Source organism: Limnohabitans sp. YIMB22184 (genome assembly GCF_048020265.1).
Lineage (GTDB): Bacteria > Pseudomonadota > Gammaproteobacteria > Burkholderiales > Burkholderiaceae_C > Limnohabitans_A.
Genome location: NZ_CP171843.1, coordinates 2,871,870 through 2,896,887, shown reverse-complemented (window position 1 = coordinate 2,896,887; position 25,018 = coordinate 2,871,870). Strand labels below are relative to the sequence as shown.

Genomic DNA, 25,018 nt, shown 5'->3' with positions numbered 1-25,018 from the left:
CGCTTGCCACCGATCACCCCTCCCTTTTCTTTCGCGCAACCACCACACCAACAGGAGACAACCCATGAAACGCCGTCATTTGCTCACCTTGGCCACCACTGCCGCACTCAGCACCACGCTCATCGCGACGCCCAGCGCCTTTGCGCAGACTGCGGGCTACCCCAATCGCCCGATCAAGCTGGTGGTGCCGTTCCCGGCCGGCATCTCGCCCGATGTGGTGGCCCGCCTGATTGGCGACAAACTGGGCGGGGCCCTGGGCCAACCCGTGGTGGTCGACAACAAACCTGGCGCAGGCGGCATGATCGGCGCTGTGGCGGCAGGCACTGCACCCGCTGACGGTTACACCTTGTTTTTTAGCGTCAAGGCCACTCACGCCATCGCGCCCAATGTGTACCGAGACGCCAAGTACAACCCACCGCGCGACTTCAAAGCCGTCAGCCAGATCCTGCAAGTGCCCCATGTGCTGACCGCCACCCCCAAAGCGCCTTACAACAACATGAAAGAGTTGGTGGCGTACGCCAAGGCGAACCCAGGCAAGATCGACTTTGCCTCTTTGGGCGTCGGCTCGCAGCCCCATGTGGCGCTGGAAGTGTGGTCGCAGCGGCTGGGCATCAAACTCAACCATGTGCCCTACAAAACCAACCCCTCACCCGATGTGATGAGTGGCGTGGTCAGCCTGTCGGTCGAAGCCTCGACCACGGCGATTCCGCTCATCAAAGCGGGTAAGGTCAAGGCCTTGGGCATCTCGGGTGCGCAGCGCATTCCAGGCCTGCCCGACGTACCCACCATGACCGAGTTTGACGCCAACCTCGACGTCAACGGCGTGATTGGCAGCTCGTGGCACGGCATATTTGCACCCACGGGTACACCCAACGACATCATCGCCAAGCTCAACACCGAGATCGTCAAGATCGTGAAGCTGCCTGAGATCCAGGCCCGCCTGATTGAGCTGGGCCTCACGCCCACGGGCACCAGCGCCGCTGCGCTCGATACCGTGGCCAACGGCGACTACGCCTTTTGGAACAAGGTGATCAACGACTTGGGCATCAAGGCCGAGTGAGGACAGCACCGTGATCGTTGAGCACCGCACTTACACCATCAAAGCACTGCGCACAGGCGACTTTTTGAAGCTGTACGAACGGGCAGCGCTGCCGCTGCAGCTCAAGTACCTGGGGCACTTGATCGGCTTTTATGTGTCTGAAATTGGCCCGCTCAACGAGGTGGTGCACCTGTGGGGCTTTGCCAACCTGGCCGAACGCGAGCGACGCCGCGCCCTGATGGAGGCCGATCCCGACTGGGCCCTCTACCGTCAGGCGCTGCAGGAGCTGGATGTGGTCGTGGAACAAAGCTCCAAAATGCTGCGGTCCACGTCCTTCTCACCCACCGTCTCGTTGGAAGCGCAACCATGAGCACGGCCCCCCTCAAACCCCGCACACCCAAACCTGCTTCGCCCATCCAATGCGTGGGCATGTTGGGCGTGGGCATCATGGGCCGGGCCATGGCCGCCAACTTGGTCAAGGCGGGCTTTGCGGTCAGCGGCTACGACCTCGACCCCAAAGCCATGAAACGCCTGAAAGCGGCCGGGGGCACGCCCTGCGACAGCGCAGGCGACCTGGCGACGACGGTGGATGTCATCATCTGCGCGCTGCCCAGCCCTGAAGCCTTGCACGATGCAGCGCGGCAAATCGCTGTGCGCGGCCACCGCAAGCTGCTGGTGGTGGAAACCAGCACGCTTGACATCACCGACAAAACCGCTGCACGCGACATCCTCAAAGCCCAAGGCATCGTCATGCTCGACTGCCCCTTGTCGGGCACGGGCGCGCAAGCGGTCAACAAAGACCTCACGGTCTATGCCAGCGGCCCCAAAGCGGCCATCAAAAAACTCGCGCCCGTCTTTGCAGGCTTTTCAAAAAACTGCTTTTACCTGGGCGCCTTTGGCAATGGCATGAAGATGAAGCTGATGGCCAACCTGCTGGTGGCCATCCACAACGTATCCACCGCCGAAGCGCTGCTGCTGGGCCAGCGTTGGGGCATCCAGCCAGAGGATGCGGTCAAAGTGCTGAGCGACGGCGCAGGTGGCTCACGCATGCTGCAGATCCGCGGCCCCTTGATGGAGGGCGAAGGCTGGAACACGCCCACCATGAAAGTCGGCATCTGGCAAAAGGACATGAAGCTCATCGCTGCGGCACTGGCAGACGCCCAAGTCCCCGCGCCCCTGTTTTCTGCGACTGTCCCCATTTACAACGCTGCGATGGCCCTAGGTCATGCCGAACACGACACGGCAGCGGTGTTTGATGTGTTGTCGCAAATGTCATCTCCTCGTTCTTGAGTTACCGCATCCCATACAGGGTTTTAAATTGGAGGGTCCCTGTCGGGTCGCATCCCCTCTGAGGGTCTTCCAGCAGTCAGATAGGAGATGGCATCTCGCCGATAATCACGCCTTCTGATTTCCAACGGCTTGCACCTTCGCAGGCCCTCTTCCCGGAGCAAACATGAGCACTTTCCAAACCACCGGCGCACGCGCCACCGGCCTGGCCACCCTGGCCGCAGACGGCACCGTGCTGGACACCTGGTTCCCCACCCCCGAACTGGCCGATGGCATTACCGCCAGCGGCAGCACGCGCCTGACCGAAGCCGAAGCGGTTGCCGCCTTGGGCGCTGACGTGGCCAAGGCGCTTAGCGCCTGCGCCGTGCGCGGCACCACCGTGGTCGCCGTGCGCACCGAAATCAAATCGCTGGCCGACGCGCCTGCCGACACGCATGACGCGTACCTGCGTCTGCACCTGCTGAGCCACCGCCTGGTGCAGCCGCACGGCGCCAACGTGACCGGCATCTTTGGCCTGCTGGCCAACGTAGCCTGGACCAACTTCGGGCCCTGTGCCGTGGCCGATGTGCCAGCCGCCCGCCTGAAGGCCCGTGCCACAGGCCGCGTGCTCGAAGTCAAAGGCGTGGACAAGTTCCCGCAGATGACCGACTACGTGATCCCGTCCGGCGTGCGCATTGCCAACGCCGACCGCGTGCGCCTGGGCGCGCACCTGGCCAGCGGCACCACCGTCATGCACGAAGGTTTTTGCAACTTCAACGCCGGCACGCTGGGCGCCAGCATGGTCGAAGGCCGCATCAGCGCGGGCGTGGTGGTCGATGACGCCAGCGACATCGGTGGCGGCGCGTCCATCATGGGTACGCTCTCGGGCGGCGGCAAGGAAGTCATCAAGGTCGGCAAGCGCTGCCTGCTGGGGGCGAATGCCGGCATCGGCATCTCGCTGGGCGACGACTGCGTGGTCGAGGCCGGTTGCTACATCACCGGTGGCAGCCGTGTGCAGATGCCCGATGGTTCGCTCATGAAGGCCAAAGAACTGTCCGGTAAAAACGGCATCCTGTTCCGCCGTGATTCACAAAGCGGCGCGCTGCACGCCATCCCGCGCAACAAGAGCTGGGGCGAGTTGAACGCCGAGTTGCACAAGAACTGATGCCATGCGCCGAGGCCTGCCCTTGAACTGGAAGTTGACCGCTACGGGCAGCTTTTTGCTGCCTGTGGTGATGGTGCTTCTGCGCCAACTGTGGCCAGACATTTCATGGGGCTTTCTCTTGCTGTTTGGCTTGCAAGTGATGCTGTTGCTGGCAGCACTGCACTTGGTGGTGACCAGCATCTGGGGGCCTGGAAGCCATTGGAATTTGCCCAGCCCGTCGGGCCATTCACAGCGCCGCATCTTTGTGAAAAGAGGGGCTCTCATGGCCAATTTGCAAGCCATGCCGCGCCGTGTCAAAGCGGCCGTTCAAGCGCCGCTTGAGCGTTTTTTGAAACGCAAAGAGCCTTGATGGCTGGCGCTCAAACCTTATGAGCGCACAGCGAATGAGATGGCTTATACCTTGGCCAAATGCCGTTTGGCCAGATCCACATACCAATCCAGACAGCCCGGGTTGGCCATGGCGTCTTTGTTGACCACCTTTTCCAGCGGCTGGCCGAGCATGAGTTTCTTGATCGGCAGCTCCTGCTTTTTGCCGGACAAGGTGCGCGGGATTTCGGCCACCTCGAAAATGACGTTCGGAATGAAACGGGGGCTCAGCGCCACCTTGATGGCGTTGTTGAGCTTGGCCTTGAGCGCGTCGTCGAGCGTGGTGCCCGGGCGCAGCACCACAAACAGCGGCATATAGCTTTCCTTGCCCAGGTACTCCAGGTCGACGACCATCGAGTCCATGACTTCGGGCAGGGCTTCGACGGCGCTGTACAACTCGCTGGTGCCCATGCGCAGGCCGTAGCGGTTGATGGTGGCGTCGCTGCGGCCAAAGATCACGCAGCCTTCGCCCTGGCCCTGTGCATCCCCGATGCGCAACCAGTCGCCATGCCGCCAGACGCCGCCCATGCTGGCCGGACCATCGCCGCCGCCGGGCTTTCGGCCATGACCTGCTGGGTACATCTCAAAGTAACTCGCCAAATAGCGGGCGTTGTCCTTGTCGTTCCAGAAATACAGCGGCATGGACGGAATCGGCTGGGTGCACACCAGCTCGCCCACTTCGCCCAGCACGGGCTCGCCCGCTTCGTTCCAGGCCTCGACCGCGCAACCGAGTTCGCGGCACTGCATCACGCCGGGCTCTTGCGGCAGCTCGCGGTGGCCACCCACAAAGGCGCCCGCAAAGTCGGTACCGCCCGAGATGTTGCACCACCAGATGCCGGTGCCAATGGCCTTGAACTGCTCCACCCCCCAGGTTTGGGTGTCGGCCGACAAGGGTGACCCGGTGGTGCCCAGGGCACGCACCCGCGACAAATCGCCACAGCGCGAAATGTCCAAACCGGCTTTATGACAGTTGGCAAAGTAAGCTGCACCTGCGCCAAAAAACGTGACGTGCTCTTGCGCGGCCATGCGCCACAAGATGCCCCAATCCGGGCGCTCCTTGCTGCCGCCAGGGTTGCCGTCGTAGATGACGCAAGTCACGCCGTTCAACAGCCCCGCTACCTGTGCGTTCCACATCACCCAGCCGGTGGAGCTGTACCAGTGAAAGCGCTCGCCCCAGCTGTTGGGGTGGTAGCTGCAGCCAATGTCGTTGTGCAAAATTTTGTTGGCCAGCGCCACGATCACCGTGCCACCGTGCCCGTGCACGATGGGCTTGGGCAGACCGGTGGTGCCACTCGAATAGACGATCCACAGCGGGTGGTCAAACGGCAGCCACATGGGCTCAAAGGCCTGCACCTCAGCATCGTCACGCGCGGTGATGGCCGACATTTGCGCGCTGGCGCCCACATCGCAGTTGGTCAGATCCAGTGTGCCCAGGTTGTCGTGCACGATGACGTGCTGCACGCTGGGCAAGGCGTTTTTCAACTCCTGCACCACACCCATGCGGTCAAAGTCACGCCCGCCATAACTCACGCCGTCCACCGCGATCAGCACCTTAGGCTCGATTTGTTTGAAGCGGTCGAGCACGGCGTTGGTGCCCATGTCGGGCGCGCAAATGCTCCACACACCGCCCACGCTGGCCGTGGCCAAAAACGCCACCATGGCTTCGGGAATATTGGGCAAATAAGCCGCCACCCTGTCACCGGGCTGCACGCCTTGGGCTTGCAGGTGCAGCGCCATGGCGGCCACCTGGCGACGCAGCTCGGGCCAAGTCATCTCGCGGCGCAAACCTTTTTCGTTGAGGCTGATGACTGCCAAAAAGCCCGCCTCGTATGCGGGCTGCACATGCCGCAGCACTTGGTGCGCGTAGTTGGTCTGGGCTCCGGGGAACCACTTGGCGCCCGGCATGACGTTGTTGGCCAACACCGCCGTGTGTGGCGTGGGCGATTGCAGATCAAAATAATCCCAGATGCTTTGCCAGAACGCATCCAGCTCGGTGACCGACCAGCGCCAGAGGTCGTTGTAAGTGGCAAAGCTCAGGCCGCGCTCATCGCGCAGCCAGTTCTGATACAAGCGAATTTGAGGCAGATGAGGCGCGGCAGCGGAGAGATGGTTCACATTGTTCATGGCTTGCAGCGTAGCAGCGCCTGCGCTGCGCTGTCACGCGCAACAACCCTGAAACGTACACCTAGGTGACAGCGTGGGCCGGGTTTAACCGGGCACCGTTTCGCAGCGGCCCTGACCCGTGGCCTGACCGCGAAAATCGCTTTGCCACTGCTGCGCCACCAGATCGATCTGGATGCGCTCGTTGTCGATCGCGGTCATCACGCCACCGGGCAGCAGCGAAAAACCATACGGCTCGACACCATCGATGCGCAGGCGGCGAACGGCTTTTTTGTCCCAATCGATGCGCACTTCGCGCACCCAGGTGCTGCGCTGCGGCAAATAGGCCACAGCGCAACTGAGCACCACCGACGACGGCGCGGCGATGGCGGGGCCCGCCGCGGCCAGGCACAAGGCAGCCCACCCCACAACGCGTGCCAGCCTGCGCACGATGTCAGGCCTTGTCTTGGGCCATGCGCTGGCTTTTCCAGTACACATCGTCGCCGCCGTTCATGCGGTTGAGCACGCGGGCCAGCACAAACATCAGGTCCGACAGACGGTTGAGGTATTGGCGCGGGGTTTCGTTGATGGCCTCTTCGTTGCCCAGTGCCACACAAGCGCGTTCGGCGCGGCGGGCCACAGTGCGGCACACATGGGCTTGTGCCGCGCCACGGGTGCCTGCGGGCAAGATGAATTCTTCAAGCTTGGGCAGTTGGGCGTTGTACTTTTCAAGGGCGGCGTCGAGTGCCGCCACGGCCTCTTCTTTCAACAACTCAAAGCCGGGAATCGACAGCTCGCCCCCCAGATTGAACAGCTGGTGCTGCACCTCTACCAGCACCTCGCGCACGTCAGCGGCCATGTCCTCGCACAGCAACACACCGATGTGGGAGTTCAGCTCGTCCACCTCGCCCATGGCGTGCACGCGCAAGCTGTTTTTAGACACGCGCTGGTTGTTGCCCAGCCCCGTGGTGCCGTTGTCCCCGGTGCGGGTGGCGATTTGTGTGAGTCGGTTGCCCATGGTGTTGCTCTCTTTTTTGTTCGCTCAAGCCTGCAGGGTCTGGAAAAAGCCCACAAAGGCGCACGCCTGCAAAGGTGCTTGATTGTCGGCCAACTGGCTGCAACTTGTCTGACAGCGGACAGCAAGACCGGGGTTTGCGGCGTAAACTGCGTTTTCACACGCTTGGCGGGCCTGGCTCGCCGCCACTGGAGAACCCCATGAACGCCCCTGTTGCTGCCGCTCACCTGGCCCCCGAAATCGCGCAACGCGCTGTGCCTGAAGCCTTTTTGGCCGCCCTGAAAGCCCGCTTTGGCGGCAACTGCTCCACCGCGCTGGTGGTGCGCGAGCAGCACGGCCGCGACGAGTCGGCCTTCACCCATGTGCCGCCCCCCGCCGCCGTGGTGTTTGCCGAAAGCACGCAGGATGTGGCCGACGCGGTAAAACTGTGCGCTGAGCACAAAGTGCCGGTGATTCCTTTTGGTGTGGGCTCTTCTCTCGAAGGCCATTTGCTAGCAGTCCAAGGCGGCATCAGCATTGACCTCACGCGCATGAACAAGGTGCTGTCCATCAACGCCGAAGACCTGACAGTGACGGTGCAGCCGGGCGTGACGCGCAAGCAGCTCAATGAAGAAATCAAGTCCACGGGTTTGTTCTTCCCGATCGACCCGGGAGCAGACGCGACCATTGGCGGCATGAGCGCCACCCGCGCCAGCGGCACCAACGCCGTGCGCTACGGCACCATGCGCGAGAACGTGTTGGCCATGGAGGTGGTCACCGCAGCGGGCGACATCATCCGCACCGGCACCCGCGCCAAAAAGTCGAGCGCCGGTTACGACCTCACGCGCCTGATGGTGGGCAGCGAAGGCACGCTGGGCGTGATCACCGAAGTCACGGTGCGTCTGTACCCCTTGCCAGAGGCCATCTCGGCCGCGATCTGCTCCTTCCCCAGCATCGAGGCGGCAGTCCACACCGTCATCCAGACCATCCAGCTGGGCGTGCCGATTGCCCGCGTGGAGCTGATCGACCACAACACCGTGCGCATGGTCAACGCCTACGCCAAGCTGGGCCTGCGCGAAGAGCCCATGCTGCTGATGGAGTTCCACGGCTCGCCTGCGGGTGTGAAGGAGCAGGCCGAAACCGTGCAAGAAATCGCCAGCGAATTTGGCGGCAACGCGTTCGAGTGGGCCGTCACGCCCGAAGAACGCACCCGCCTGTGGACCGCACGGCATAACGCCTACTTTGCCGCCATCCAGAGCAAGCCCGGCTGCCGTGCCATCAGCACCGACACCTGCGTGCCGATCAGCCGCCTGGCCGATTGCCTGCTGGACTCCATCACCGAGACCGACGCCAGCGGCATCCCTTACTTTCTGGTGGGCCATGTGGGCGACGGCAATTTCCACTTCGGCTATTTGATCGACCCGAACAACCCACAGGAATGCGAAACCGCCGAAGCCTTGAACCAGCAACTGGTCAGCCGCGCTTTGCGCCTGGGCGGCACATGCACGGGCGAGCACGGCATCGGCCTGCACAAGATGGACTTCTTGCGCACCGAAACCGGCGAAGGCGCGGTGGACATGATGCGCACCATCAAGCGGGCGCTGGACCCGCACAACATCATGAACCCAGGGAAAATTTTCTCGATGTGAAGAACCGGCCGGATCAGCGGTCCGCTTGCATCAGGCCCGCGTCAACAACAGCTGCTCGACTTTGGCGCACAGCTGGGCAGGCTCAAACGGTTTGAGCATCACGCCGCTCAAACCAGCCTGGCGAAACGCATCCAGGTCAACCGGATTGACGTTGGCGGTCAGGCCCAAAATCGGCACATGACGAACCGGCGGCGCAAACACCTCGCGCAATGTGCGGGTGGCCTCAATGCCGTCCATGACGGGCATGACCATGTCCATCAGCACCAAATCCACCGTGTTGTCACGCAGGCATTGCAGGGCTTGCGCACCGTCTGCGGCCTCCAGAATCTGGCTCTGAGGCCAGCTGTTTTGCAGCACCTGCTTGACGAGCAAGCGGTTAACAGGGTGATCGTCGGCAATCAGAAAGCGCCAAGCCATCTCGCGGGTATGGACCTCGGACTTGATGGCATTGAGCGGGTGAGCCGGCGCCTGTGCAGCGGTCAACGGCAAGCGCAGCCAAAACCGCGATCCACGGCCAAGTTCACTCTCAAACCCGATGTCCCCGCCCAGCAAATGTGCCAATTTTTGTGAAATCGCCAACCCCAAACCATTGCCACCGTAACGCGCCTGAATGTCGCTGTCGGCCTGGCTGAAACGGTTGAAAATTTGCGCTTGCCGCTCGGGTGCAATCCCAATGCCAGTGTCCGTCACGGAAAACAGAACACCGGGGTTTTCCCATTGCACGCGCAGCACCACCGAGCCCTGGTGGGTAAATTTCAGCGCGTTGCCCAACAAGTTGACCAGCACCTGCATGAGCCGGTGGCGGTCGGTGTGCACCCAGGTCGGCAAGGCCTCGTCCAGCTCGATCCGGTAATCCAGCTCCATGCTCTTGACGCGAGGCCAGAACAACTCAAAGGCATAACCGGTGATGCTGCGCAGTTCAAACGTCTCGGGCTGGATCACCAATTGGCCGGTTTGCAGCTGCGAATAATCCAGGATGTCGTTGATCACCGTCATCAGGTGATCGGCCGACTGACGTGTGTGGTTGAGCACCTTGAGGGCCTCGGGCTTGCCCTCGACCCTGGCCAACAACAAGGCGTTGAAGCCCAGGATCGCGTTCATCGGGGTGCGCAACTCATGGCTCACCGTCGCAATGAAGTGCTCGCGCATGGCCGACGCGTGTTCAAGTTCTTGCCGCCGCGCCTCCAGCTCACGCTGATGGCTGCGGCTTTCCTCCAACGCTTGGCGGTACATGTGGTCGTACATCAAAGGCACCACGATCAGCACACAGGTGACCAGCGTGTAGGTCACGAAGGACGACAGCACGTGGGCCATACCGGTTTCGAAGGCATGCACCCAACCCAGGTGGTTGGACACCACCATGACGAGTTGCAAAGCCAACGCAGCCCACAGCCAGAAAAAGCCAGCCCTTCGGCTGATCATGTAAAACGGTGTCAAGGGCAAGATCAACAGCCAGGCCAGTCGGGGTGAGTGAACGCCACCGCTCACCCACACGGCATAGAACAAAATGAGCGCCCCCAGTCCTGTACCGAGGTGAATGGCCCAGTTGGGCGAAAAGCCCTGATTGACGAGCACCAGCAGCACAAACAAACAAAAGGCAAAGGAGCCAAACATCACCGTGGCGTAGGGATAGGGGCTGATCACCGCGTAGGTCAACATCACGCCGATCACCATGACGGCAAAGAAAAACGCATAGGGCATCTTGCCCTGCCGGTAGCGTGCGGGCAGGCGTGCGGCAATGCGGGGCTTCCATCGCTGGATCACACCATGAAGGCTCACAGCTTGCCCTCCCGGGCTTGGCGTACGCAACGACCCACTGTGTGCATCAGCGTGGCCGTGTCCATTGGCTTGTGCAAAACGTCGTTCATGCCTGCCGCCAGGCAACGGTCCCGGTCCACCGGGTTGGTGTTGGCGGTGAGCGCCAAGATCGGCATGTGCGCCACCATGGCCGGAAAATGGTGGCGAATTTGCTGCGTCACTTGCATGCCATCCATGTCCGGCATGATCATGTCGATCAGGGCCACATCAAACACCTGCTGGTCCAGCAGGACCAAGGCTTTGGCACCGCTGTCGGCCGTGGTGATGTGGGCGTTGGGCCAGCATTTTTGCAGCTGCAACTGGGCCACCATCAGGTTCACCCGGTTGTCATCCACCACCAGCATGTTCAAGGCCTCGTCGGCCAAACCATCGTCCTCCATGGGGCTGGACAAGTCCGTGTCCTCGGCGGCTTGCAAGGGAATTTCAAACCAGAACAACGCCCCATGCCCCTCTTGGCTGTCCACGCCAATGCGGCCTCCGTGCAGGGTAACCAGTTTTTCACACAGGGTCAGCCCCAAGCCGGTGCCGCCATAGGCGCGGTTGGTTTGAACATCGGCGTGCTCAAAGCGCCGAAAGATGTGCTGCTGCCGCTCTGGCGGAATACCCCGCCCGGCGTCTTGCACTTCAAATCGCAAGTGGTCGGCTTGGGCCCGCAAACGGACATGAATGGCGCCTTCGGTCGTGAATTTGATCGCGTTGTCGACCAGGTTATTCAGGATTTGCAGCAAACGATTGCGGTCTCCGTGTATGCGGGAAGGCAACGCGGCGTCCAGCGCCAAACGCAAAGCCAAGCCCTTGCTCTGCGCCTTTTCGCCGTGGCGCTGCTGTAATTCATCCAACAAGGCCTGGGGTGCAAAGTCGGCAAGACTCAAGCGCAGCTTGCCTGCTTGCAGCTGTGAAAAATCCAGGATGTCGTTGACCACCTGCAGCAAATGTTCGGTCGAACGGCGGATGTGCCCCACCACCGCCAATTGCTCAGGGTTGTCCGACAATTCGCGGCGCAGCACACCGTTGAAGCCCAAAATCACATTCATCGGGGTGCGCAGCTCATGGCCCACAGCGGCCACAAATTCGTCCTTGTGCGCCTGCGCCAGAATCAGCGCTTCATGGGTGGCCTTGAGTTCGTCGTTGCGCTGGTTAAGTTTGCGCAGCTGCACTTTGTGCAAGTGCTCATAAATACGCACACCCATCATCAGGTTCAACAGGGCCAGCACATGGTTCAAATAAGCCCACGTCACCACCGACGACGACACATTGACATGGCTGCTGATCCAGCCCATCCAAGTCATCAAGGTCAAGGCCACAATCGCCAGCAGCATGATGCCGATCCAGACCAGCGTGGCGGCTCGCCCCAACAACAGCAACACCGGCACCGACAAGACATTGAGCCACACCACCGCGGTGGAATTGATGCCGCCCGTTTGCATGGCCGTGTACACAATCAGCAGCACGGTCAGCGCAGTCACCGCGTGTACCAGCACGGTAAAAATCGCCCGCACGCGCACCACCGCAAACAAGCCCGTAGCAAGGACCGATACCACCAGATTGGCCCGCGCCACCGACTCGACGGGGGTAAAAAGGAATCCAAAAAACGTCGTGAGGCTCACCAGCACCAAATAGATGGTGAGCATTTCCTGACGCAAAAAACCGTCCGGGCGAAACAAGGTTCGCCAAAATGCCTTGGACAGTTTTTGCGTACTGCGCGGCACGGTCTTATCTGCGCAACTTTTCAATCAGGCCATTGAGCTCATCAAGCGAGCCAAACTGGATCGACAACTCGCCCATTTCCTCGATCTTGCCCAAGCGCTTGACGCGCTTTTTCACACGCACCTCGACCTCTGCCATGAGCAGGTCCGACAGCTCTTCTTCGACACGGCGGATGTCGCGTGACTTTTCCTTTTTGGGTTTTTGATGCACCAGGTTGAATTCGGCACCCAGTTTTTTGGCCAGGCTTTCGGCCTCGCGCACCGACAGTTTTTTGGCCGCGATCTGGTTGGCGGCGGTAATTTGGGCCGCCTTGTCGAGCGACAAGAGGGCACGGGCGTGGCCCATGTCCAGGTCACCGGCCATCAACATGGTCTGCACCGGATCGGCCAGATTCAGCAAACGCAGCAGGTTGCTGGCGGCGCTGCGCGAGCGGCCCACCGCCTGCGCGGCCGCTTCGTGAGTGAGCCCAAACTCTTTGATCAAGCGTTGCAGGCCCTGGGCTTCCTCCAGCGGGTTCAGGTCTTCGCGCTGGATGTTCTCGATCAGGGCCATGGCCGCAGCGGCCTCGTTGGGCACGTCGCGCACCAAAACAGGGACAGACTCCAGCCCCGCCAGACGCGAAGCGCGGAAGCGTCGCTCGCCCGCGATGATCTCGTACTTGCCCGCGTTGTCGCCTTCACTCAGCTGGCGCACCAGGATCGGCTGCATGATGCCTTGCGCCTTGATCGATTCAGCCAGCTCGTACAAAGCGCCCTCGTCCATGCGGGTGCGCGGCTGGTACATGCCGGCCACCATCTGGTCAAGCTTGAGCTGGGTGGGCACACCCGTTTCGGCCGTCATGTCGGCAACGGGTGCGTCCTGCACTTTGGGGCCCAGCAGGGCTTCGAGCCCGCGGCCCAGGCCTTTGGGTTTTTTGGTGACCATGGTCAATCCTTCAGTAATGTTTGCAACAGCGCATGGCCCTGCGGCCAATCGCCCAGCGATGAATCGGCGTTGATGTGCCCGGCTTCACCCAAGTCCACCCAAGTGGCACCCCAAGCGCGGGCCAAACCTTGGGCACGCCGGGCGGCGCAATAGGGGTCGTTCTGGCTGCCCACCAGGATGCTTTTGAACGGCAATGGCTGGCGCACGATGGGCGACCAGCCGGGCAGGCGGTGGTTCAATTCAGGGGCTTCGGTGTCCCCCGGGGCCACCAGCAAAGCCCCTTGCACACGCGCCGTGTGCCGGGACACAGAGGCCCAGGCGGCCACCAAAATGCAGCCCAGACTGTGGGCGGCGAAAACCACCGGTCCTGGCGCATCGATCACGGTCTCGTCCAGACGCGCCAACCAGTCCCCACGCAAGGGGTGCAGCCAATCGTTTTGCTCGACCACGGCATAACCATGCAGACGCGCCCAACGCATTTGCCAATGCTCGGCACCACTGCCTTGCCAGCCCGGCAAGATCAGCACCGTGGCCGTTGGGGCCAAAGCACCATCGAGCCGCAAGGATTGCGCCTGAAACGACATCGTCAAACCGCTCAAAGGGTGGGCGCGCGCAACACCAGTTCACGCGCAAAGTCGACATACGCCTGACTGCCCTTGGCAGACGGGTCAAACACCACGCCCGGCAAGCCATAGCTGGGCGCTTCGGCCAGGCGCACATTGCGCGGGATCACGGTGTCGAACACCTTGTCGCCAAAGTGGGCCTTGAGCTGGTCGCTGACCTGCATCTGCAAGGTGATGCGGGGGTCAAACATGACACGCAACAAACCAATGATCTTGAGGTCTTTGTTGAGGTTGGCGTGCACCTGCTTGATGGTGTTGACCAGATCGGTCAGGCCTTCGAGCGCAAAGTATTCGCACTGCATGGGCACGATCACGCCATGGGCCGAGCACAGGCCATTGAGTGTGAGCATGGACAAGGACGGCGGGCAGTCGATCAGCACAAAATCGTAATCGGCATCCACCGTAGCAATGGCGTTTTTCAGGCGCTGGTCACGGTGCTCCAGCTGCACCAGCTCGACCTCGGCACCGGCGAGTTCGCGGTTGGCACTCAGCACGTCGTAACCACATTTGTCGGCCTTGACCACGGCTTCGGCGATCGAAGCCGACTCCAGCAAGACATCGTAAACGCTCAACTCCAGTTGCCGTTTGTCGATGCCCGAGCCCATCGTGGCGTTGCCCTGCGGGTCCAGGTCCACCAGCAACACGCGCTGCCCGACTTTGGCCAGGCCTGCGGCCAGGTTCACGGTGGTGGTGGTTTTGCCAACGCCACCCTTTTGGTTGGCAATGCAGAAAATCTTGGCCATGCTGCGCTTTCGGGGTTATTTGGAGAGGGCCAGCTTGATGCCAAAGCCGACCAGAAAAATGCCAGCCAGCTTTTCCAGCACCCGCCCCACCTGGGGATTGGCGCGCATGCGCTCGGCCAGGTGGTGCGTGAGCAAGGTCATGCCCAGACCATACAAAAAGGTCAGCGCGGCAATGGTCGCGGCCATGACCCCAAAGCTGATCAGGCCCAGATGGGTTTGGGGATCCACGAACAAAGGGAAGAACGCCATGTAAAAGACGATGGCCTTGGGATTGAGCAAGGTGATGGCCAGGGCCTGCTGAAAATACTGGCGGGGCCGGATGTTCAACACGGGCGCATCACCCGGTTTGGCGGACAGCATCTTCCAGCCCAGCCAGGCCAAGTACACCGCGCCCAACCACTGGATGGCCACAAATGCCGCCGGGTACGCGGTCAGCACCGCCGCCACACCCGCCACCGCCAGCCACATGAGCACCTGGTCCCCGGCGATCACGCCCAGGGTGGCCATGAGACCACCGGCCACGCCGCCCTTGCTGGTGGAAGTGATGAGGGCCAGATTGCCTGGGCCCGGAATGGCCAGGAACACCACGATGGCCGCCACAAATGCGCCGTAATCCGAGATGCCAAAGAACATGTGAAGCTTTCCAATCAATGAGAACGTCTGGCGCGCGCCTTATTTGGCCAACACCATCCTGAGGCCAAAACCCACCAGGCACAAACCCGCCAGTTTTTGCAACCAGGATGACAGCGTAGGGTGGGCGCGGAGGCGTGCGGCCATGTGGTGGGTGACCCAGACCACCCCAAAACAGTACGCAAAACCCAGCACCGCAATCGTTGCGGCCATCACCCCAAAAGTCACCCAACCCTGTTGGTGGACCGGGTCAATGAACTGGGGAAAGAACGCCAAATAAAACATGATCGCCTTGGGGTTGAGCAAGGTGATGAGCAGTGTTTCCCGAAAATAATGCCCGGGCGTGATCTGCAGACTTGGCCCCTCACCCGGCTTGGACATGACCATCTTGCCACCCAGCCAAGCCAGGTAAGCCGCGCCCAGCCATTGCAGCGCCGTAAAAAAATTAGGATAGGTTTTGAGCAAGGCGGCCACCCCGGCCACCGTGAGCCACAGCAGGATCTGATCACCCAAAAGCAAACCCAACACCGAGGCCAAACCACCCGATAAGCCCCCTTTGCTGGCCGAGCTGATCAGGGCCAGGTTGCCAGGGCCAGGTAGAAACAACAGCAGGACAAAGGCCGCAGCGAATGCGCCGTAATCCGAGATACCAAACATGTCTGCACTTTCAGGGGGATGTGGCGAGTGTACGTGATGCCCTTCGGACAACCCCTCAAACAGCGTGTTTCACGTGAAACACGCCCTCATTCACAGCGTTTGGGGCTTCATCCAGACCATACAACGCTCCACTTCCAGGCCCGGCACCGTCAACGGTTCCACGTGAAACACCTGCACATCCGTGGGCAGTGCGTCGATTTCACCCTGTGGGTGCTTGCCCTTCATGGCCATCCAGACCCCACCCTCGGCCAGTGCCGAACGGGACCAGGTCACGAAGTCCGGCAAAGAAGCAAAGGCCCTCGAACAAATGACCTGGTACGGATCGGTCAAGGACTCGACCCGGGCGTGCACACCGCGCAAATTGGGCAGCTTCAAGCTCACTGCCACTTGCTGCACAAAGGCGGCTTTTTTAGCCACCGTGTCGACACAGCTCACGTTCAATTCGGGCATGCAAATGGCCAGCACCACGCCAGGCAAGCCACCACCCGAACCCACATCCAGCACCTGGATGGGCTGGCCCTGGGTGTGTCGGCGCAAAGGGGCGATGGCGGTCAGGCTGTCCAACAAGTGGTGCGTAAGCATGTCCACCGGGTCGCGCAACGCGGTCAGGTTGTAGACCTTGTTCCATTTCTGAATCAGCGCCGCATAGTCCAGCAGGTGCTGGATTTGCGTATCCGTCAAAGCCAAACCCAAGGCTTGCGCACCCGAGCGCAGCCCGGCCTCCAGATTCACGCTCATGCCTGCACGCCTTCCTCAGCCGCTTGCATGAAGCCCTTGAACCCACCCTTCTTCAGGTGGATCAAGAGCAATGACACGCTGGCGGGCGTGATGCCCGAGATGCGCGAGGCCTGGCCCAAGGTTTCGGGGCGGTGCTTGGCCAACTTCTGGCGGGCTTCGATCGACAAGGCCGAGACCTGCATGTAGTCCAGGTTCTCGGGCAAGCGGAGGTGTTCATAAAATGCGGCCCGCTCCACTTCCCCTTTTTGGCGGTCGATGTAGCCGGAATACTTGGCCGCAATCTCGACCTGCTCGATCACCGAGGGGCTCAGGTCGCCAAGCGTTTCACGTGAAACACCAGCGCTGGCCATGCGCCCACCGTCCAAAGACATCAGCGCGGGGTAGCTCACATTCGGTCTGCGCAGCAAATCGAACAGGTTGTGCTCGTGCTCAATGGCCTTACCCAAAACCCGCTCAGATTCCTCTGCAGGCAGGTTGCGCGGGTTCACCCAAGTGGATTTCAGGCGCTCTGTTTCACGTGAAACAGCATCGCGTTTGCGGCTGAACGCGTCCCAACGGGCGTCACCCACCAGGCCCATTTGCCGCCCCACTTCGGTCAGGCGCGCATCGGCATTGTCTTCGCGCAGCTGCAGGCGGAACTCGGCCCGGCTGGTGAACATGCGGTAAGGCTCGGTCACGCCCTGGGTCACCAGGTCGTCCACCAACACACCCAAATACGCTTGGTCGCGTGCGGGCGTCCAGGCGGCTTCGCCCCGGCACTGCAGCGCAGCGTTGATGCCGGCGAACAAACCTTGGGCTGCCGCCTCTTCGTACCCGGTGGTGCCGTTGATCTGGCCCGCAAAGAACAAGCCGTTGATCTGCTTCGTCTCAAAGCTGTTCTTGAGTGAGCGCGGATCGAAATAATCGTATTCGATGGCGTAACCTGGGCGCAGGATGTGGCAATTTTCCAGCCCCTTCATCGACCGCACCAGGTCGTACTGAATGTCAAACGGCAAGCTGGTCGAGATGCCGTTGGGGTAATACTCGTTCGTGGTCAGGCCTTCGGGCTCCAGAAAAATCTGGTGGCTGTCCTTGTCGGCAAAGCGGTTGATCTTGTCTTCCACGCTCGGGCAATAACGCGGGCCCACGCCCTCAATCTTGCCGGTGAACATGGGGCTGCGGTCAAAGCCGGAGCGGATGATCTCGTGCGTGCGCTCGTTGGTGTGGGTGATCCAGCAAGGCAACTGCTGCGGGTGCATCTCGGCATTGCCCATGAAGCTGAACACCGGTACGCCCCCCTCGGGGTTCATGCCGCCGGGGACACCGTCACCGGGCTGCTCGGTGCATTTCGAAAAATCAATGGTGCGGCCATCCAGGCGCGGCGGTGTGCCGGTTTTCAGACGCCCCTGCGGCAGCTTCAGTTCTTTCAGACGCGCCGACAGGCTGACTGCTGGAGGATCGCCCGCGCGACCCGCTGAATAGTTTTGCAAGCCCACATGGATCTTGCCGTCGAGGAACGTGCCCGCCGTCAGCACCACGGTGCGTGAACGGAAACGGATGCCCACCTGCGTCACGGCACCCACCACCCGGTCACCTTCCACCACCAGGTCGTCCACCGCCTGCTGAAACAACCACAGGTTGGGCTGGTTCTCCAGCATGCGGCGGATGGCGGCTTTGTAGAGGATGCGATCGGCCTGGGCGCGGGTGGCGCGCACGGCTGGACCTTTGGAACTGTTGAGGATGCGGAACTGGATGCCGCCTTCGTCGGTGGCCAGCGCCATGGCACCGCCCAAGGCATCCACCTCTTTGACCAGATGCCCCTTGCCAATGCCGCCAATACTGGGGTTGCAGCTCATCTGGCCCAGCGTCTCGATGTTGTGGGTCAGCAAGAGCGTTTTGCAGCCCATGCGCGCAGCCGCGAGCGCAGCTTCGGTTCCGGCATGGCCGCCGCCGACCACGATCACATCGAATTCTTGAGGGTAAAGCATGAGAAGTCCGCCTTGAATGAAGGCCAAAAATGGGCGCCGCCTGCGCCATGGGCCGCCCTGCCACGGGGTCGGCTGAAGCTGCTCATTTTACAGGCAGGGGGGACAACACACAGGCTGCCCCGTGCCCACCCTCACGCTTTAATGGCCTTGTTGTAGCCGTAAAAAACCTCGTCGCGGACCCAGCCAAGCAACTCATACGCGGCCTGGGCCGACAAATTGGTACGGGCGGTGGTTAAGTCCATTCGCACTTTGCCGTTCTGTGCAGCCAATGCTTCGGCCGCAAGCAACAAAGCCCTGCCGACACCGGACCGCCGGGCTTGCGGCCACACAAACAAGTCATACAGGGCGTAAATGGGCTCGGCTTCCACCGAACAAAACGTCGGGTACAACTGACAAAACCCCAAGATGTCACCGTGTGCTCCGATGGCCAACAGGATGTCCGACTCTGCGCGTTCAATCCGGTCCCGGATGAACTTTCTGGCGCGGTCCAGGTCCGGCGGCTGCTCGTAAAACTGCCGATATGTATCAAAGAGCGGCGCAACCAATTCCAGATCCGCCAAAGTGGCCAACTGTGTGTGAATCATATTTCTTAAGCATTCAAATCAACAACGCCGAGATTATCAAGCCACGCCCGAACCGAGGTTATGCATTAAGTGCATGACCTTACAGCCAAGCGGCCTTGGACGGCGGCGCGTGCCCACCCTACCATTTGCACCACTGACAAACCGTCAGTTTCAAGAAAGGCGACGAAACATGTTCAATTCATCCGCAGGCATCCCCGCCACCAGCGCCCATGCACTGCCCTCTTATTTGAACCCCGAGCACCTGGGCCCCTGGGGCATTTACCTGCAGCAAGTCGATCGCGTCACACCCTATCTGGGCAGCTTGTCGCGCTGGGTCGAAACCCTCAAACGCCCCAAACGCGCCCTGATCGTGGACGTGCCGATCGAGCTGGACAACGGCACCATGGCCCACTTTGAAGGCTACCGCGTGCAGCACAACACCAGCCGAGGCCCAGGCAAAGGCGGCGTGCGCTTTCACCAGGATGTGACACTGTCCGAAGTCATGGCCTTGTCGGCCTGGATGTCGGTCAAAAACGCCGCCGTCAACCTGCCTTTTGGCGGCGCCAAGGGCGGCATCCGGGTAGACCCCAAAACCCTGTCTCGCGGCGAGCTGGAGCGCCTGACACGCCGCTACACCAGCGAGATCGGCATCATCATCGGCCCGACCAAGGACATCCCAGCCCCGGACGTGAACACCAACGAGCAGATCATGGCCTGGATGATGGACACCTATTCCATGAACGAAGGTGCCACCGCTTCGGGCGTGGTGACCGGCAAGCCCTTGGCCTTGGGCGGCTCTCTGGGGCGGCGCGAAGCCACCGGGCGAGGCGTCTTCACCGTGGGCCAGGAAGCTGCCCAGCACATCGGTCTGGACATCACAAAAGCCAAAATCGCCGTGCAAGGCTTTGGCAATGTGGGCGGCATTGCGGCCAAGCTGTTTGCCCAGTCCGGAGCCACGGTGGTCGCCGTACAAGACCATGGCGGCACGATTTACAAGGCGTCAGGCCTGGACGTGCCCGCCCTGCTGCGCCATGTTGGCGAACATGGCAGCGTCAAGGGGTTCACGCCTGCAGAAACTCTGCCCGATGCGCAGTTCTGGGGAGTGGATTGCGACATCCTCATTCCGGCCGCGCTGGAGCAACAAATCACCGCAGACAACGCCCACCAGATCCAGGCCCGCATGGTGATTGAGGGCGCAAATGGCCCCACCACCCCCGAGGCCGACGACATCCTGCACGAACGGGGCATTCTGGTTGTGCCCGATGTGATCGCCAACGCCGGAGGCGTGACGGTCAGTTACTTTGAATGGGTGCAGGACTTCTCCAGCTTCTTCTGGAGCGAGGCCGACATCAACACCCGCTTGGTGCGCATCATGCGCGAAGCCTTTGCCGCCATCTGGCAAGTGGCCGACGAGCACCGGGTGAGTCTGCGCACCGCCACTTTCATTGTGGCTTGCACGCGCATTTTGCAAGCGCGTGAGTTGCGGGGCTTGTACCCCTAACGCCCGGCTTTTCCGTACAAACCAAAAGACCTTTTGTCCATCAATCAAGGCATTCAAGACTTCAAAGGCAAGGCCCCTGCGGCCTTGACCTCGCCCAACGAAAAACTAGTGTGCAGGTCTTTCACATTGGGCAGGTTGATCAGCACATCGCGTGCAAACTGGCTGAAGGTGTTCAGGTCTTTGCTGACCACCTGCAGCTCGAAGGTCCCGGTGCCGCTGATGTAGTGGCAAGAAATCACTTCCGGAATCTTGAGGATCGCCTCCTCCAGTTGGCGCGTGATGTCGCCGCGGTTGCGCTCAGCATCCAGGCGCACGAAGGCGAACACGTCCAGCCCCACTTTTTGACGGTCGATTTCTGCGCGGTAGCCTTTGATGACGCCCGCCTCTTCCAACGCCCGCACGCGCCGCCAACACGGCGCTGCCGACAGGCCGACACGCTGCGCCAATTCAGCATTGGTCAAGCGCCCATCGCGCTGTAGTTCGTTCAATATCGCCCAGTCAAATTTGTCCAGTGTTTCCAAAATAGGCCCCTTTGAGCAAGATTCTTTCAAATCATAGGGCAAATCCTGTCACAGAAAGCAAGCACTTGTCAGCCTGGCCGTCCTACACTGTGTTTTCCATTTATCGCCGCAGGACACACCATGAACGCCCCTTTGCCCGAATCGATTCGCCAGGCTCTGGAAACCGTGACGCTGGACGACAAATACAGCCTCGATGTCGGCCGCGCTTTCATGAGCGGCGTGCAGGCCTTGGTCAAGCTGCCCATGCTGCAACGCCAGCGCGACGCCCTGCAAGGCAAGAACACTGCAGGCTTCATCAGCGGCTACCGGGGCTCGCCACTGGGCAGCTACGACCAATCGCTTTGGAAAGCCAAGGACCACCTAAAGGCCCAGCACATCGTGTTCCAGCCCGGCGTGAACGAAGAACTGGCCGCCACCGCCTTGTGGGGCACACAGCAACTGGGCTTTGCGCCGCCCGGCACCAACAAGTTCGATGGCGTGTTCGGCATCTGGTACGGCAAAGGCCCCGGTGTGGACCGCTGCTCTGATGTGTTCAAGCACGCCAACATGGCGGGCACCACGCCGTGGGGTGGCGTGCTGGCGGTGGCGGGCGACGACCATGTGGCCAAAAGCTCGACCGCCGCACACCAGAGCGACCACATCTTCAAGGCCTGCGGCCTGCCCGTGTTTTTCCCGGCCAGCGTGCAAGACATCCTGGACCAAGGTCTGCACGCTTTGGCCTTGAGCCGCTTTGCCGGCATCTGGTCGGGCATGAAGACGATTCAAGAAATCGTCGAGTCGAGTGCCACCGCGCACATCGACCCCGAGCGTGTGCAAATCGTGCTGCCCGAATTTGTGATGCCCCCCGGCGGTGTGCACATCCGCTGGCCCGACACCGCGCTGGAACAAGAAGCCCGTCTGTTCGACTACAAGTGGTACGCGGCTCTCGCCTACATCCGCGCCAACAAACTCAACCACAACGTCATCCAGGGACCCAACGACCGCTTTGGCCTGATCGCCAGCGGCAAGGCCTACAACGACACGCGCCAGGCCCTGCTGGACCTGGGGCTGGATGACGCCACCTGCCAACGCGTGGGCATCCGGGTACACAAGGTGGGCGTGGTCTGGCCACTCGAAGCGCAAACCACACGCGAATTCGCCACCGGGTTGCGCGAGATTTTGGTGGTTGAAGAAAAGCGGCAAGTCATCGAATACCAACTCAAGGAAGAGCTCTACAACTGGCGCGACGATGTGCGCCCCAACATCCTGGGCAAATTCGACGAAGCCGAAGGCGACATCTCGGGCGGTGAATGGTCCATTCCCAACCCGACCGAACGCACGCTGTTGCGGGCCAATGCCGACCTGTCACCGGCCATCATTGCGCGGGCCATCGCTAAGCGCTTGAAGAAACTAGGCATCGATGCCGACACCACCGCCCGCATCAACGCCCACCTGGCCATACTGGACGCCAAGGAAAAATCGCTGCAAACCCTGACCCTGGGCGCCGCTGCCGAGCGCCAGCCCTGGTTCTGCTCAGGCTGCCCACACAACACCTCCACCAAGGTGCCCGAAGGTTCACGCGCCATGGCCGGCATCGGCTGCCATTTCATGAGCATCTGGATGGACCGCAGCACCGTGGGCTTCACGCAAATGGGTGGCGAAGGCGTGCCATGGACGGGCCAACAACCCTTCAGCACCGACCAGCACATCTTTGCCAACATCGGTGACGGCACCTATTTCCACAGCGGCATTTTGGCGGTGCGGCAAAGCGTGGCCTCGGGTGTAAACATGACCTACAAGATCTTGTACAACGATGCTGTGGCCATGACGGGTGGCCAACAAGTGGGTGAACGCCCCGAAGGCCACAGCGTGGTGCAAATCGCCATGAGCATGAAGGCCGAAGGTGCTCAGCGCATCGTGGTCGTGACCGACGAGCCTGAAAAGTACAACGGTGTGGCTTTGGCCGAAGGCGTGCGCGTGTTCCACCGCGACGAGCTCGACCGCATCCAGCGCGAAATGCGCGAGATCAAAGGCACCACCGTCATCATTTACGACCAGACCTGCGCCACCGAAAAACGCCGCCGCCGCAAGCGCGGCACCATGGTCGACCCCGCTGTGCGCGTGATGATCAACGAAGAGGTGTGTGAGGGCTGTGGCGACTGCGGTGTGCAATCGAACTGCTTGTCGGTCGAACCTTTAGAGACACCCTTGGGCCGCAAGCGCACCATCAACCAAAGCACCTGCAACAAGGACACCAGCTGCCTCAAAGGTTTTTGCCCCAGCTTTGTCACAGTGGAAGGCGGCACGTTCAAAAAGAAGGCCTCGTCCAGCACAAGCACGCTGAACCCTGCCAACTTGAGCGCACTGCCAGAGCCAGAATTGCCCCTCATCACCCAACCCTGGGGCATGGTGGTCGCAGGCGTGGGCGGCACAGGCGTCATCACCATCGGCCAGCTGCTGGGCATGGCCGCACACATCGAGGGCAAAGGTGTCGTCACGCAAGACTCGGCAGGTCTGGCGCAAAAAGGCGGCGCGACCTGGAGCCACATTCTGGTGGCCAACAACCAAGACGAGATCCGTACCACCCGCGTGAGCATGGCCGCTGCCGACCTGATCATCGGTTGCGACCCGATCGTGAGCGCCTCCAAGGAAACCACCTTGCGCATGCGTGCAGGCCGCACCCATGTGGCCCTGAACAGCAACAGCACACCCACCGCCGCCTTTGTGAAAAACGGCAACTGGCAAAATCCGGCCGAGCAATGCGTGGCCGAAATCACCGCACAAGTGGGCGTGGAAGGTGTGGGGGCTTTTGACGCCGATGCCCTGGCCAAGCAACTCATGGGCGACACGATTTATGTGAACCCCATGATCCTGGGCTACGCCTGGCAAAAAGGCTGGGTCCCTTTGCACCGCGAATCATTGGTACGGGCGATCGAACTCAACGATGTGCAAGTCAAAAACAACCTCGCAGCGTTCGAGTGGGGCCGCCACGCCGCGCACCAGCCCGATGCGCTGATGAAAACCATCCAGCCTTCGCAAGTGATCCAGTTCAAGAAACGCGAATCGCTGGAAGATCTGATAGCAGACCGCATGACGCGACTCACCGATTACCAGGACAAGACTTATGCCCTACTCTACCAAGGTGTAGTGGCACGTGTGCAAGCAGCCGAAGCCCCGCTGGGGAAAACGCTTTTGAGCGACACCGTGGCCCGTCAGTTGTACCGACTCATGGCCTACAAGGACGAATACGAAGTAGCCCGCTTGCACACCCAAACCGGCTTCCTGGAACGCATCGAAAACAGTTTTGAAGGTGACTTCAAAGTCCACTACCACCTGGCTCCACCACTATGGTCCAAGCGCAACAGCCAAGGCGAATTGGTCAAGAAAAAGTTCGGCCCCATCATGCTGACGGGTTTCAAAATGCTGGCCAAACTCAAAAGCTTGCGCGGCACCAAACTGGATATCTTTGGTAAAACCGAAGAACGCCAAACCGAACGCGCACTGATCCGCGAATACATGCAACACATCGACCGTGTATTGGCCTCTTTGAATTCAGAAACCCACGCGTATGCGGTGGCAGTGGCCCAAGTGCCTGAAAACATCAAAGGCTACGGGCATGTGAAGGAACGCAACATTCGCGCGGCCCGTACCCAATGGGACAAACTGCAAACGAAACTGCCAGTCAAATCACATTCATAACAAAACAGGGTCGCCCACTGGCGACCCTGAATTGAAAAAAATGCAAATCTGGCCAAGCCCAATGCCTGCCAAACACTTTGACAGGCAAGGTCCAGCGCCTACGCGCCTCAACGGGCGTCAGGCAACTCGATCTTGACTTCGAGCACTTCAAGGTTGTCCTGACGCTCCAAGTTCACCTTGATGTCGTCTGGATTGATCTTGATGTATTTGCTGATCACAGCCACCAGCTCACGCTGCAAATCAGGCAGATAGTCGGGCTCGGCAGCATTGCGACCGCTGCGCTCATGGGCCAAGATGATTTGCAAGCGTTCTTTGGCCACGCTTGCGGTTTTCTTCTTTTCACCCAGCAGGAAGGAAAGAAACGACATG

The 25,018-nt window shown here is 60.9% G+C and carries 23 protein-coding genes; 8 read left to right on the top strand and 15 right to left on the bottom strand.

All coding sequences use genetic code 11. From position 1 onward, the window contains the following. The first annotated feature begins 64 nt into the window (after positions 1–64). The 5 genes from ACHEXL_RS13455 to ACHEXL_RS13435 all read left to right on the top strand — a co-directional run bounded on the left by ACHEXL_RS13455 (position 65) and on the right by ACHEXL_RS13435 (position 3,819). On the top strand, positions 65–1,060 hold the full coding sequence (locus tag ACHEXL_RS13455) for a Bug family tripartite tricarboxylate transporter substrate binding protein (protein ID WP_416559908.1): 996 nt from the start codon (positions 65–67) through the stop codon (positions 1,058–1,060). 10 nt (positions 1,061–1,070) lie between these two features. Then, entirely contained in the window at positions 1,071–1,409 is a 339-nt protein-coding gene (locus tag ACHEXL_RS13450) for an NIPSNAP family protein (RefSeq protein ID WP_416559907.1), read from the top strand. Continuing rightward, positions 1,406–2,329 (top strand): NAD(P)-dependent oxidoreductase, encoded by a 924-nt coding sequence (locus ACHEXL_RS13445; protein WP_416559906.1) that lies wholly within the window; start codon positions 1,406–1,408, stop codon positions 2,327–2,329. Before ACHEXL_RS13450 ends, ACHEXL_RS13445 begins: the two co-directional genes overlap by 4 nt. 163 nt (positions 2,330–2,492) lie before the next feature. After that, complete coding sequence (gene dapD, locus ACHEXL_RS13440) at positions 2,493–3,470, top strand: 2,3,4,5-tetrahydropyridine-2,6-dicarboxylate N-succinyltransferase (RefSeq protein ID WP_416559905.1); 978 nt, start codon at positions 2,493–2,495, stop codon at positions 3,468–3,470. Between the two features lie 22 nt (positions 3,471–3,492). Continuing rightward, on the top strand, positions 3,493–3,819 hold the full coding sequence (locus tag ACHEXL_RS13435) for a hypothetical protein (RefSeq protein WP_416559904.1): 327 nt from the start codon (positions 3,493–3,495) through the stop codon (positions 3,817–3,819). Between the two features lie 44 nt (positions 3,820–3,863). On the opposite strand, the gene ACHEXL_RS13430 is transcribed toward ACHEXL_RS13435, so the two are convergent. From ACHEXL_RS13430 to ACHEXL_RS13420, 3 genes are all read right to left on the bottom strand, one after another. Next, entirely contained in the window at positions 3,864–5,960 is a 2,097-nt protein-coding gene (locus tag ACHEXL_RS13430; RefSeq protein ID WP_416559903.1) for an acetoacetate--CoA ligase, read from the bottom strand. 84 nt (positions 5,961–6,044) lie between these two features. Continuing rightward, positions 6,045–6,386 carry a hypothetical protein gene (locus ACHEXL_RS13425; RefSeq protein WP_416559902.1) on the bottom strand — a complete coding sequence of 114 codons (342 nt, stop codon included), beginning with the start codon at positions 6,384–6,386 and terminating at the stop codon, positions 6,045–6,047. Between the two features lie 4 nt (positions 6,387–6,390). Continuing rightward, complete coding sequence (locus ACHEXL_RS13420) at positions 6,391–6,954, bottom strand: cob(I)yrinic acid a,c-diamide adenosyltransferase (protein ID WP_291929510.1); 564 nt, start codon at positions 6,952–6,954, stop codon at positions 6,391–6,393. Between the two features lie 197 nt (positions 6,955–7,151). On the opposite strand from ACHEXL_RS13420, the gene ACHEXL_RS13415 reads away from it, so the two are divergent. Beyond that, positions 7,152–8,579, top strand: coding sequence for an FAD-binding oxidoreductase (locus tag ACHEXL_RS13415; protein WP_416559901.1), 1,428 nt, complete (start codon positions 7,152–7,154; stop codon positions 8,577–8,579). Between the two features lie 30 nt (positions 8,580–8,609). Here ACHEXL_RS13415 and ACHEXL_RS13410 read toward each other — a convergent pair whose 3' ends face one another. From ACHEXL_RS13410 to ACHEXL_RS13365, 10 genes are all read right to left on the bottom strand, one after another. Further along, positions 8,610–10,358: an ATP-binding protein gene (locus tag ACHEXL_RS13410; RefSeq protein ID WP_416559900.1), complete on the bottom strand. Its 1,749-nt coding sequence runs from the start codon at positions 10,356–10,358 to the stop codon at positions 8,610–8,612. After that, the gene (locus ACHEXL_RS13405; RefSeq protein WP_416559899.1) at positions 10,355–12,028 is read right to left on the bottom strand and encodes a hybrid sensor histidine kinase/response regulator; all 1,674 of its coding nucleotides are present in this window, start codon (positions 12,026–12,028) and stop codon (positions 10,355–10,357) included. Before ACHEXL_RS13405 ends, ACHEXL_RS13410 begins: the two co-directional genes overlap by 4 nt. A gap of 82 nt (positions 12,029–12,110) precedes the next feature. Then, a complete protein-coding gene (locus ACHEXL_RS13400; RefSeq protein WP_416559898.1) occupies positions 12,111–13,028 on the bottom strand; it encodes a ParB/RepB/Spo0J family partition protein in 918 nt (305 codons plus the stop codon). A gap of 2 nt (positions 13,029–13,030) precedes the next feature. Further along, positions 13,031–13,612, bottom strand: a complete 582-nt coding sequence (locus ACHEXL_RS13395; RefSeq protein ID WP_416559897.1) for an RBBP9/YdeN family alpha/beta hydrolase — start codon at positions 13,610–13,612, stop codon at positions 13,031–13,033. An 11-nt stretch (positions 13,613–13,623) separates the two neighbouring features. Then, positions 13,624–14,394 (bottom strand): ParA family protein, encoded by a 771-nt coding sequence (locus ACHEXL_RS13390; protein WP_416559896.1) that lies wholly within the window; start codon positions 14,392–14,394, stop codon positions 13,624–13,626. 15 nt (positions 14,395–14,409) lie between these two features. Then, positions 14,410–15,027 (bottom strand): LysE family translocator, encoded by a 618-nt coding sequence (locus ACHEXL_RS13385; protein ID WP_416559895.1) that lies wholly within the window; start codon positions 15,025–15,027, stop codon positions 14,410–14,412. Positions 15,028–15,066: 39 nt separating this feature from the next. Then, the gene (locus ACHEXL_RS13380; protein WP_416559894.1) at positions 15,067–15,681 is read right to left on the bottom strand and encodes a LysE family transporter; all 615 of its coding nucleotides are present in this window, start codon (positions 15,679–15,681) and stop codon (positions 15,067–15,069) included. A 90-nt stretch (positions 15,682–15,771) separates the two neighbouring features. Continuing rightward, the gene (gene rsmG, locus ACHEXL_RS13375; RefSeq protein ID WP_416559893.1) at positions 15,772–16,419 is read right to left on the bottom strand and encodes a 16S rRNA (guanine(527)-N(7))-methyltransferase RsmG; all 648 of its coding nucleotides are present in this window, start codon (positions 16,417–16,419) and stop codon (positions 15,772–15,774) included. Continuing rightward, positions 16,416–18,386, bottom strand: a complete 1,971-nt coding sequence (mnmG, locus tag ACHEXL_RS13370; RefSeq protein WP_416559892.1) for a tRNA uridine-5-carboxymethylaminomethyl(34) synthesis enzyme MnmG — start codon at positions 18,384–18,386, stop codon at positions 16,416–16,418. Before mnmG ends, rsmG begins: the two co-directional genes overlap by 4 nt. A gap of 131 nt (positions 18,387–18,517) precedes the next feature. Next, positions 18,518–18,970, bottom strand: coding sequence for a GNAT family N-acetyltransferase (locus tag ACHEXL_RS13365; protein WP_416559891.1), 453 nt, complete (start codon positions 18,968–18,970; stop codon positions 18,518–18,520). Between the two features lie 169 nt (positions 18,971–19,139). On the opposite strand from ACHEXL_RS13365, the gene ACHEXL_RS13360 reads away from it, so the two are divergent. Further along, positions 19,140–20,450 (top strand): Glu/Leu/Phe/Val family dehydrogenase, encoded by a 1,311-nt coding sequence (locus ACHEXL_RS13360; protein WP_416559890.1) that lies wholly within the window; start codon positions 19,140–19,142, stop codon positions 20,448–20,450. 53 nt (positions 20,451–20,503) lie between these two features. Here ACHEXL_RS13360 and ACHEXL_RS13355 read toward each other — a convergent pair whose 3' ends face one another. Further along, positions 20,504–20,971 (bottom strand): Lrp/AsnC family transcriptional regulator, encoded by a 468-nt coding sequence (locus ACHEXL_RS13355; RefSeq protein ID WP_416559889.1) that lies wholly within the window; start codon positions 20,969–20,971, stop codon positions 20,504–20,506. Between the two features lie 120 nt (positions 20,972–21,091). Between ACHEXL_RS13355 and ACHEXL_RS13350 the strand changes: the two genes are divergently transcribed. Continuing rightward, entirely contained in the window at positions 21,092–24,649 is a 3,558-nt protein-coding gene (locus ACHEXL_RS13350; protein ID WP_416559888.1) for an indolepyruvate ferredoxin oxidoreductase family protein, read from the top strand. A gap of 107 nt (positions 24,650–24,756) precedes the next feature. On the opposite strand, the gene minE is transcribed toward ACHEXL_RS13350, so the two are convergent. Beyond that, positions 24,757–25,017: a cell division topological specificity factor MinE gene (gene minE / locus ACHEXL_RS13345; RefSeq protein ID WP_019429987.1), complete on the bottom strand. Its 261-nt coding sequence runs from the start codon at positions 25,015–25,017 to the stop codon at positions 24,757–24,759. Position 25,018 lies beyond the last annotated feature (1 nt).

Coding starts and splice junctions, on each gene's coding strand:
- ACHEXL_RS13385 (WP_416559895.1), bottom strand. CDS start 15,027: ATGTTCTTTGGCATCTCGGATTACGGCGCATTTGTGGCGGCCATCGTG.
- ACHEXL_RS13430 (WP_416559903.1), bottom strand. CDS start 5,960: ATGAACAATGTGAACCATCTCTCCGCTGCCGCGCCTCATCTGCCTCAA.
- ACHEXL_RS13415 (WP_416559901.1), top strand. CDS start 7,152: ATGAACGCCCCTGTTGCTGCCGCTCACCTGGCCCCCGAAATCGCGCAA.
- ACHEXL_RS13420 (WP_291929510.1), bottom strand. CDS start 6,954: ATGGGCAACCGACTCACACAAATCGCCACCCGCACCGGGGACAACGGC.
- rsmG (WP_416559893.1), bottom strand. CDS start 16,419: ATGAGCGTGAATCTGGAGGCCGGGCTGCGCTCGGGTGCGCAAGCCTTG.
- ACHEXL_RS13365 (WP_416559891.1), bottom strand. CDS start 18,970: ATGATTCACACACAGTTGGCCACTTTGGCGGATCTGGAATTGGTTGCG.
- mnmG (WP_416559892.1), bottom strand. CDS start 18,386: ATGCTTTACCCTCAAGAATTCGATGTGATCGTGGTCGGCGGCGGCCAT.
- ACHEXL_RS13400 (WP_416559898.1), bottom strand. CDS start 13,028: ATGGTCACCAAAAAACCCAAAGGCCTGGGCCGCGGGCTCGAAGCCCTG.
- minE (WP_019429987.1), bottom strand. CDS start 25,017: ATGTCGTTTCTTTCCTTCCTGCTGGGTGAAAAGAAGAAAACCGCAAGC.
- ACHEXL_RS13380 (WP_416559894.1), bottom strand. CDS start 15,681: ATGTTTGGTATCTCGGATTACGGCGCATTCGCTGCGGCCTTTGTCCTG.
- ACHEXL_RS13350 (WP_416559888.1), top strand. CDS start 21,092: ATGAACGCCCCTTTGCCCGAATCGATTCGCCAGGCTCTGGAAACCGTG.
- ACHEXL_RS13360 (WP_416559890.1), top strand. CDS start 19,140: ATGTTCAATTCATCCGCAGGCATCCCCGCCACCAGCGCCCATGCACTG.
- ACHEXL_RS13445 (WP_416559906.1), top strand. CDS start 1,406: ATGAGCACGGCCCCCCTCAAACCCCGCACACCCAAACCTGCTTCGCCC.
- ACHEXL_RS13390 (WP_416559896.1), bottom strand. CDS start 14,394: ATGGCCAAGATTTTCTGCATTGCCAACCAAAAGGGTGGCGTTGGCAAA.
- ACHEXL_RS13405 (WP_416559899.1), bottom strand. CDS start 12,028: ATGCTCACCATCTATTTGGTGCTGGTGAGCCTCACGACGTTTTTTGGA.
- ACHEXL_RS13455 (WP_416559908.1), top strand. CDS start 65: ATGAAACGCCGTCATTTGCTCACCTTGGCCACCACTGCCGCACTCAGC.
- dapD (WP_416559905.1), top strand. CDS start 2,493: ATGAGCACTTTCCAAACCACCGGCGCACGCGCCACCGGCCTGGCCACC.
- ACHEXL_RS13395 (WP_416559897.1), bottom strand. CDS start 13,612: ATGTCGTTTCAGGCGCAATCCTTGCGGCTCGATGGTGCTTTGGCCCCA.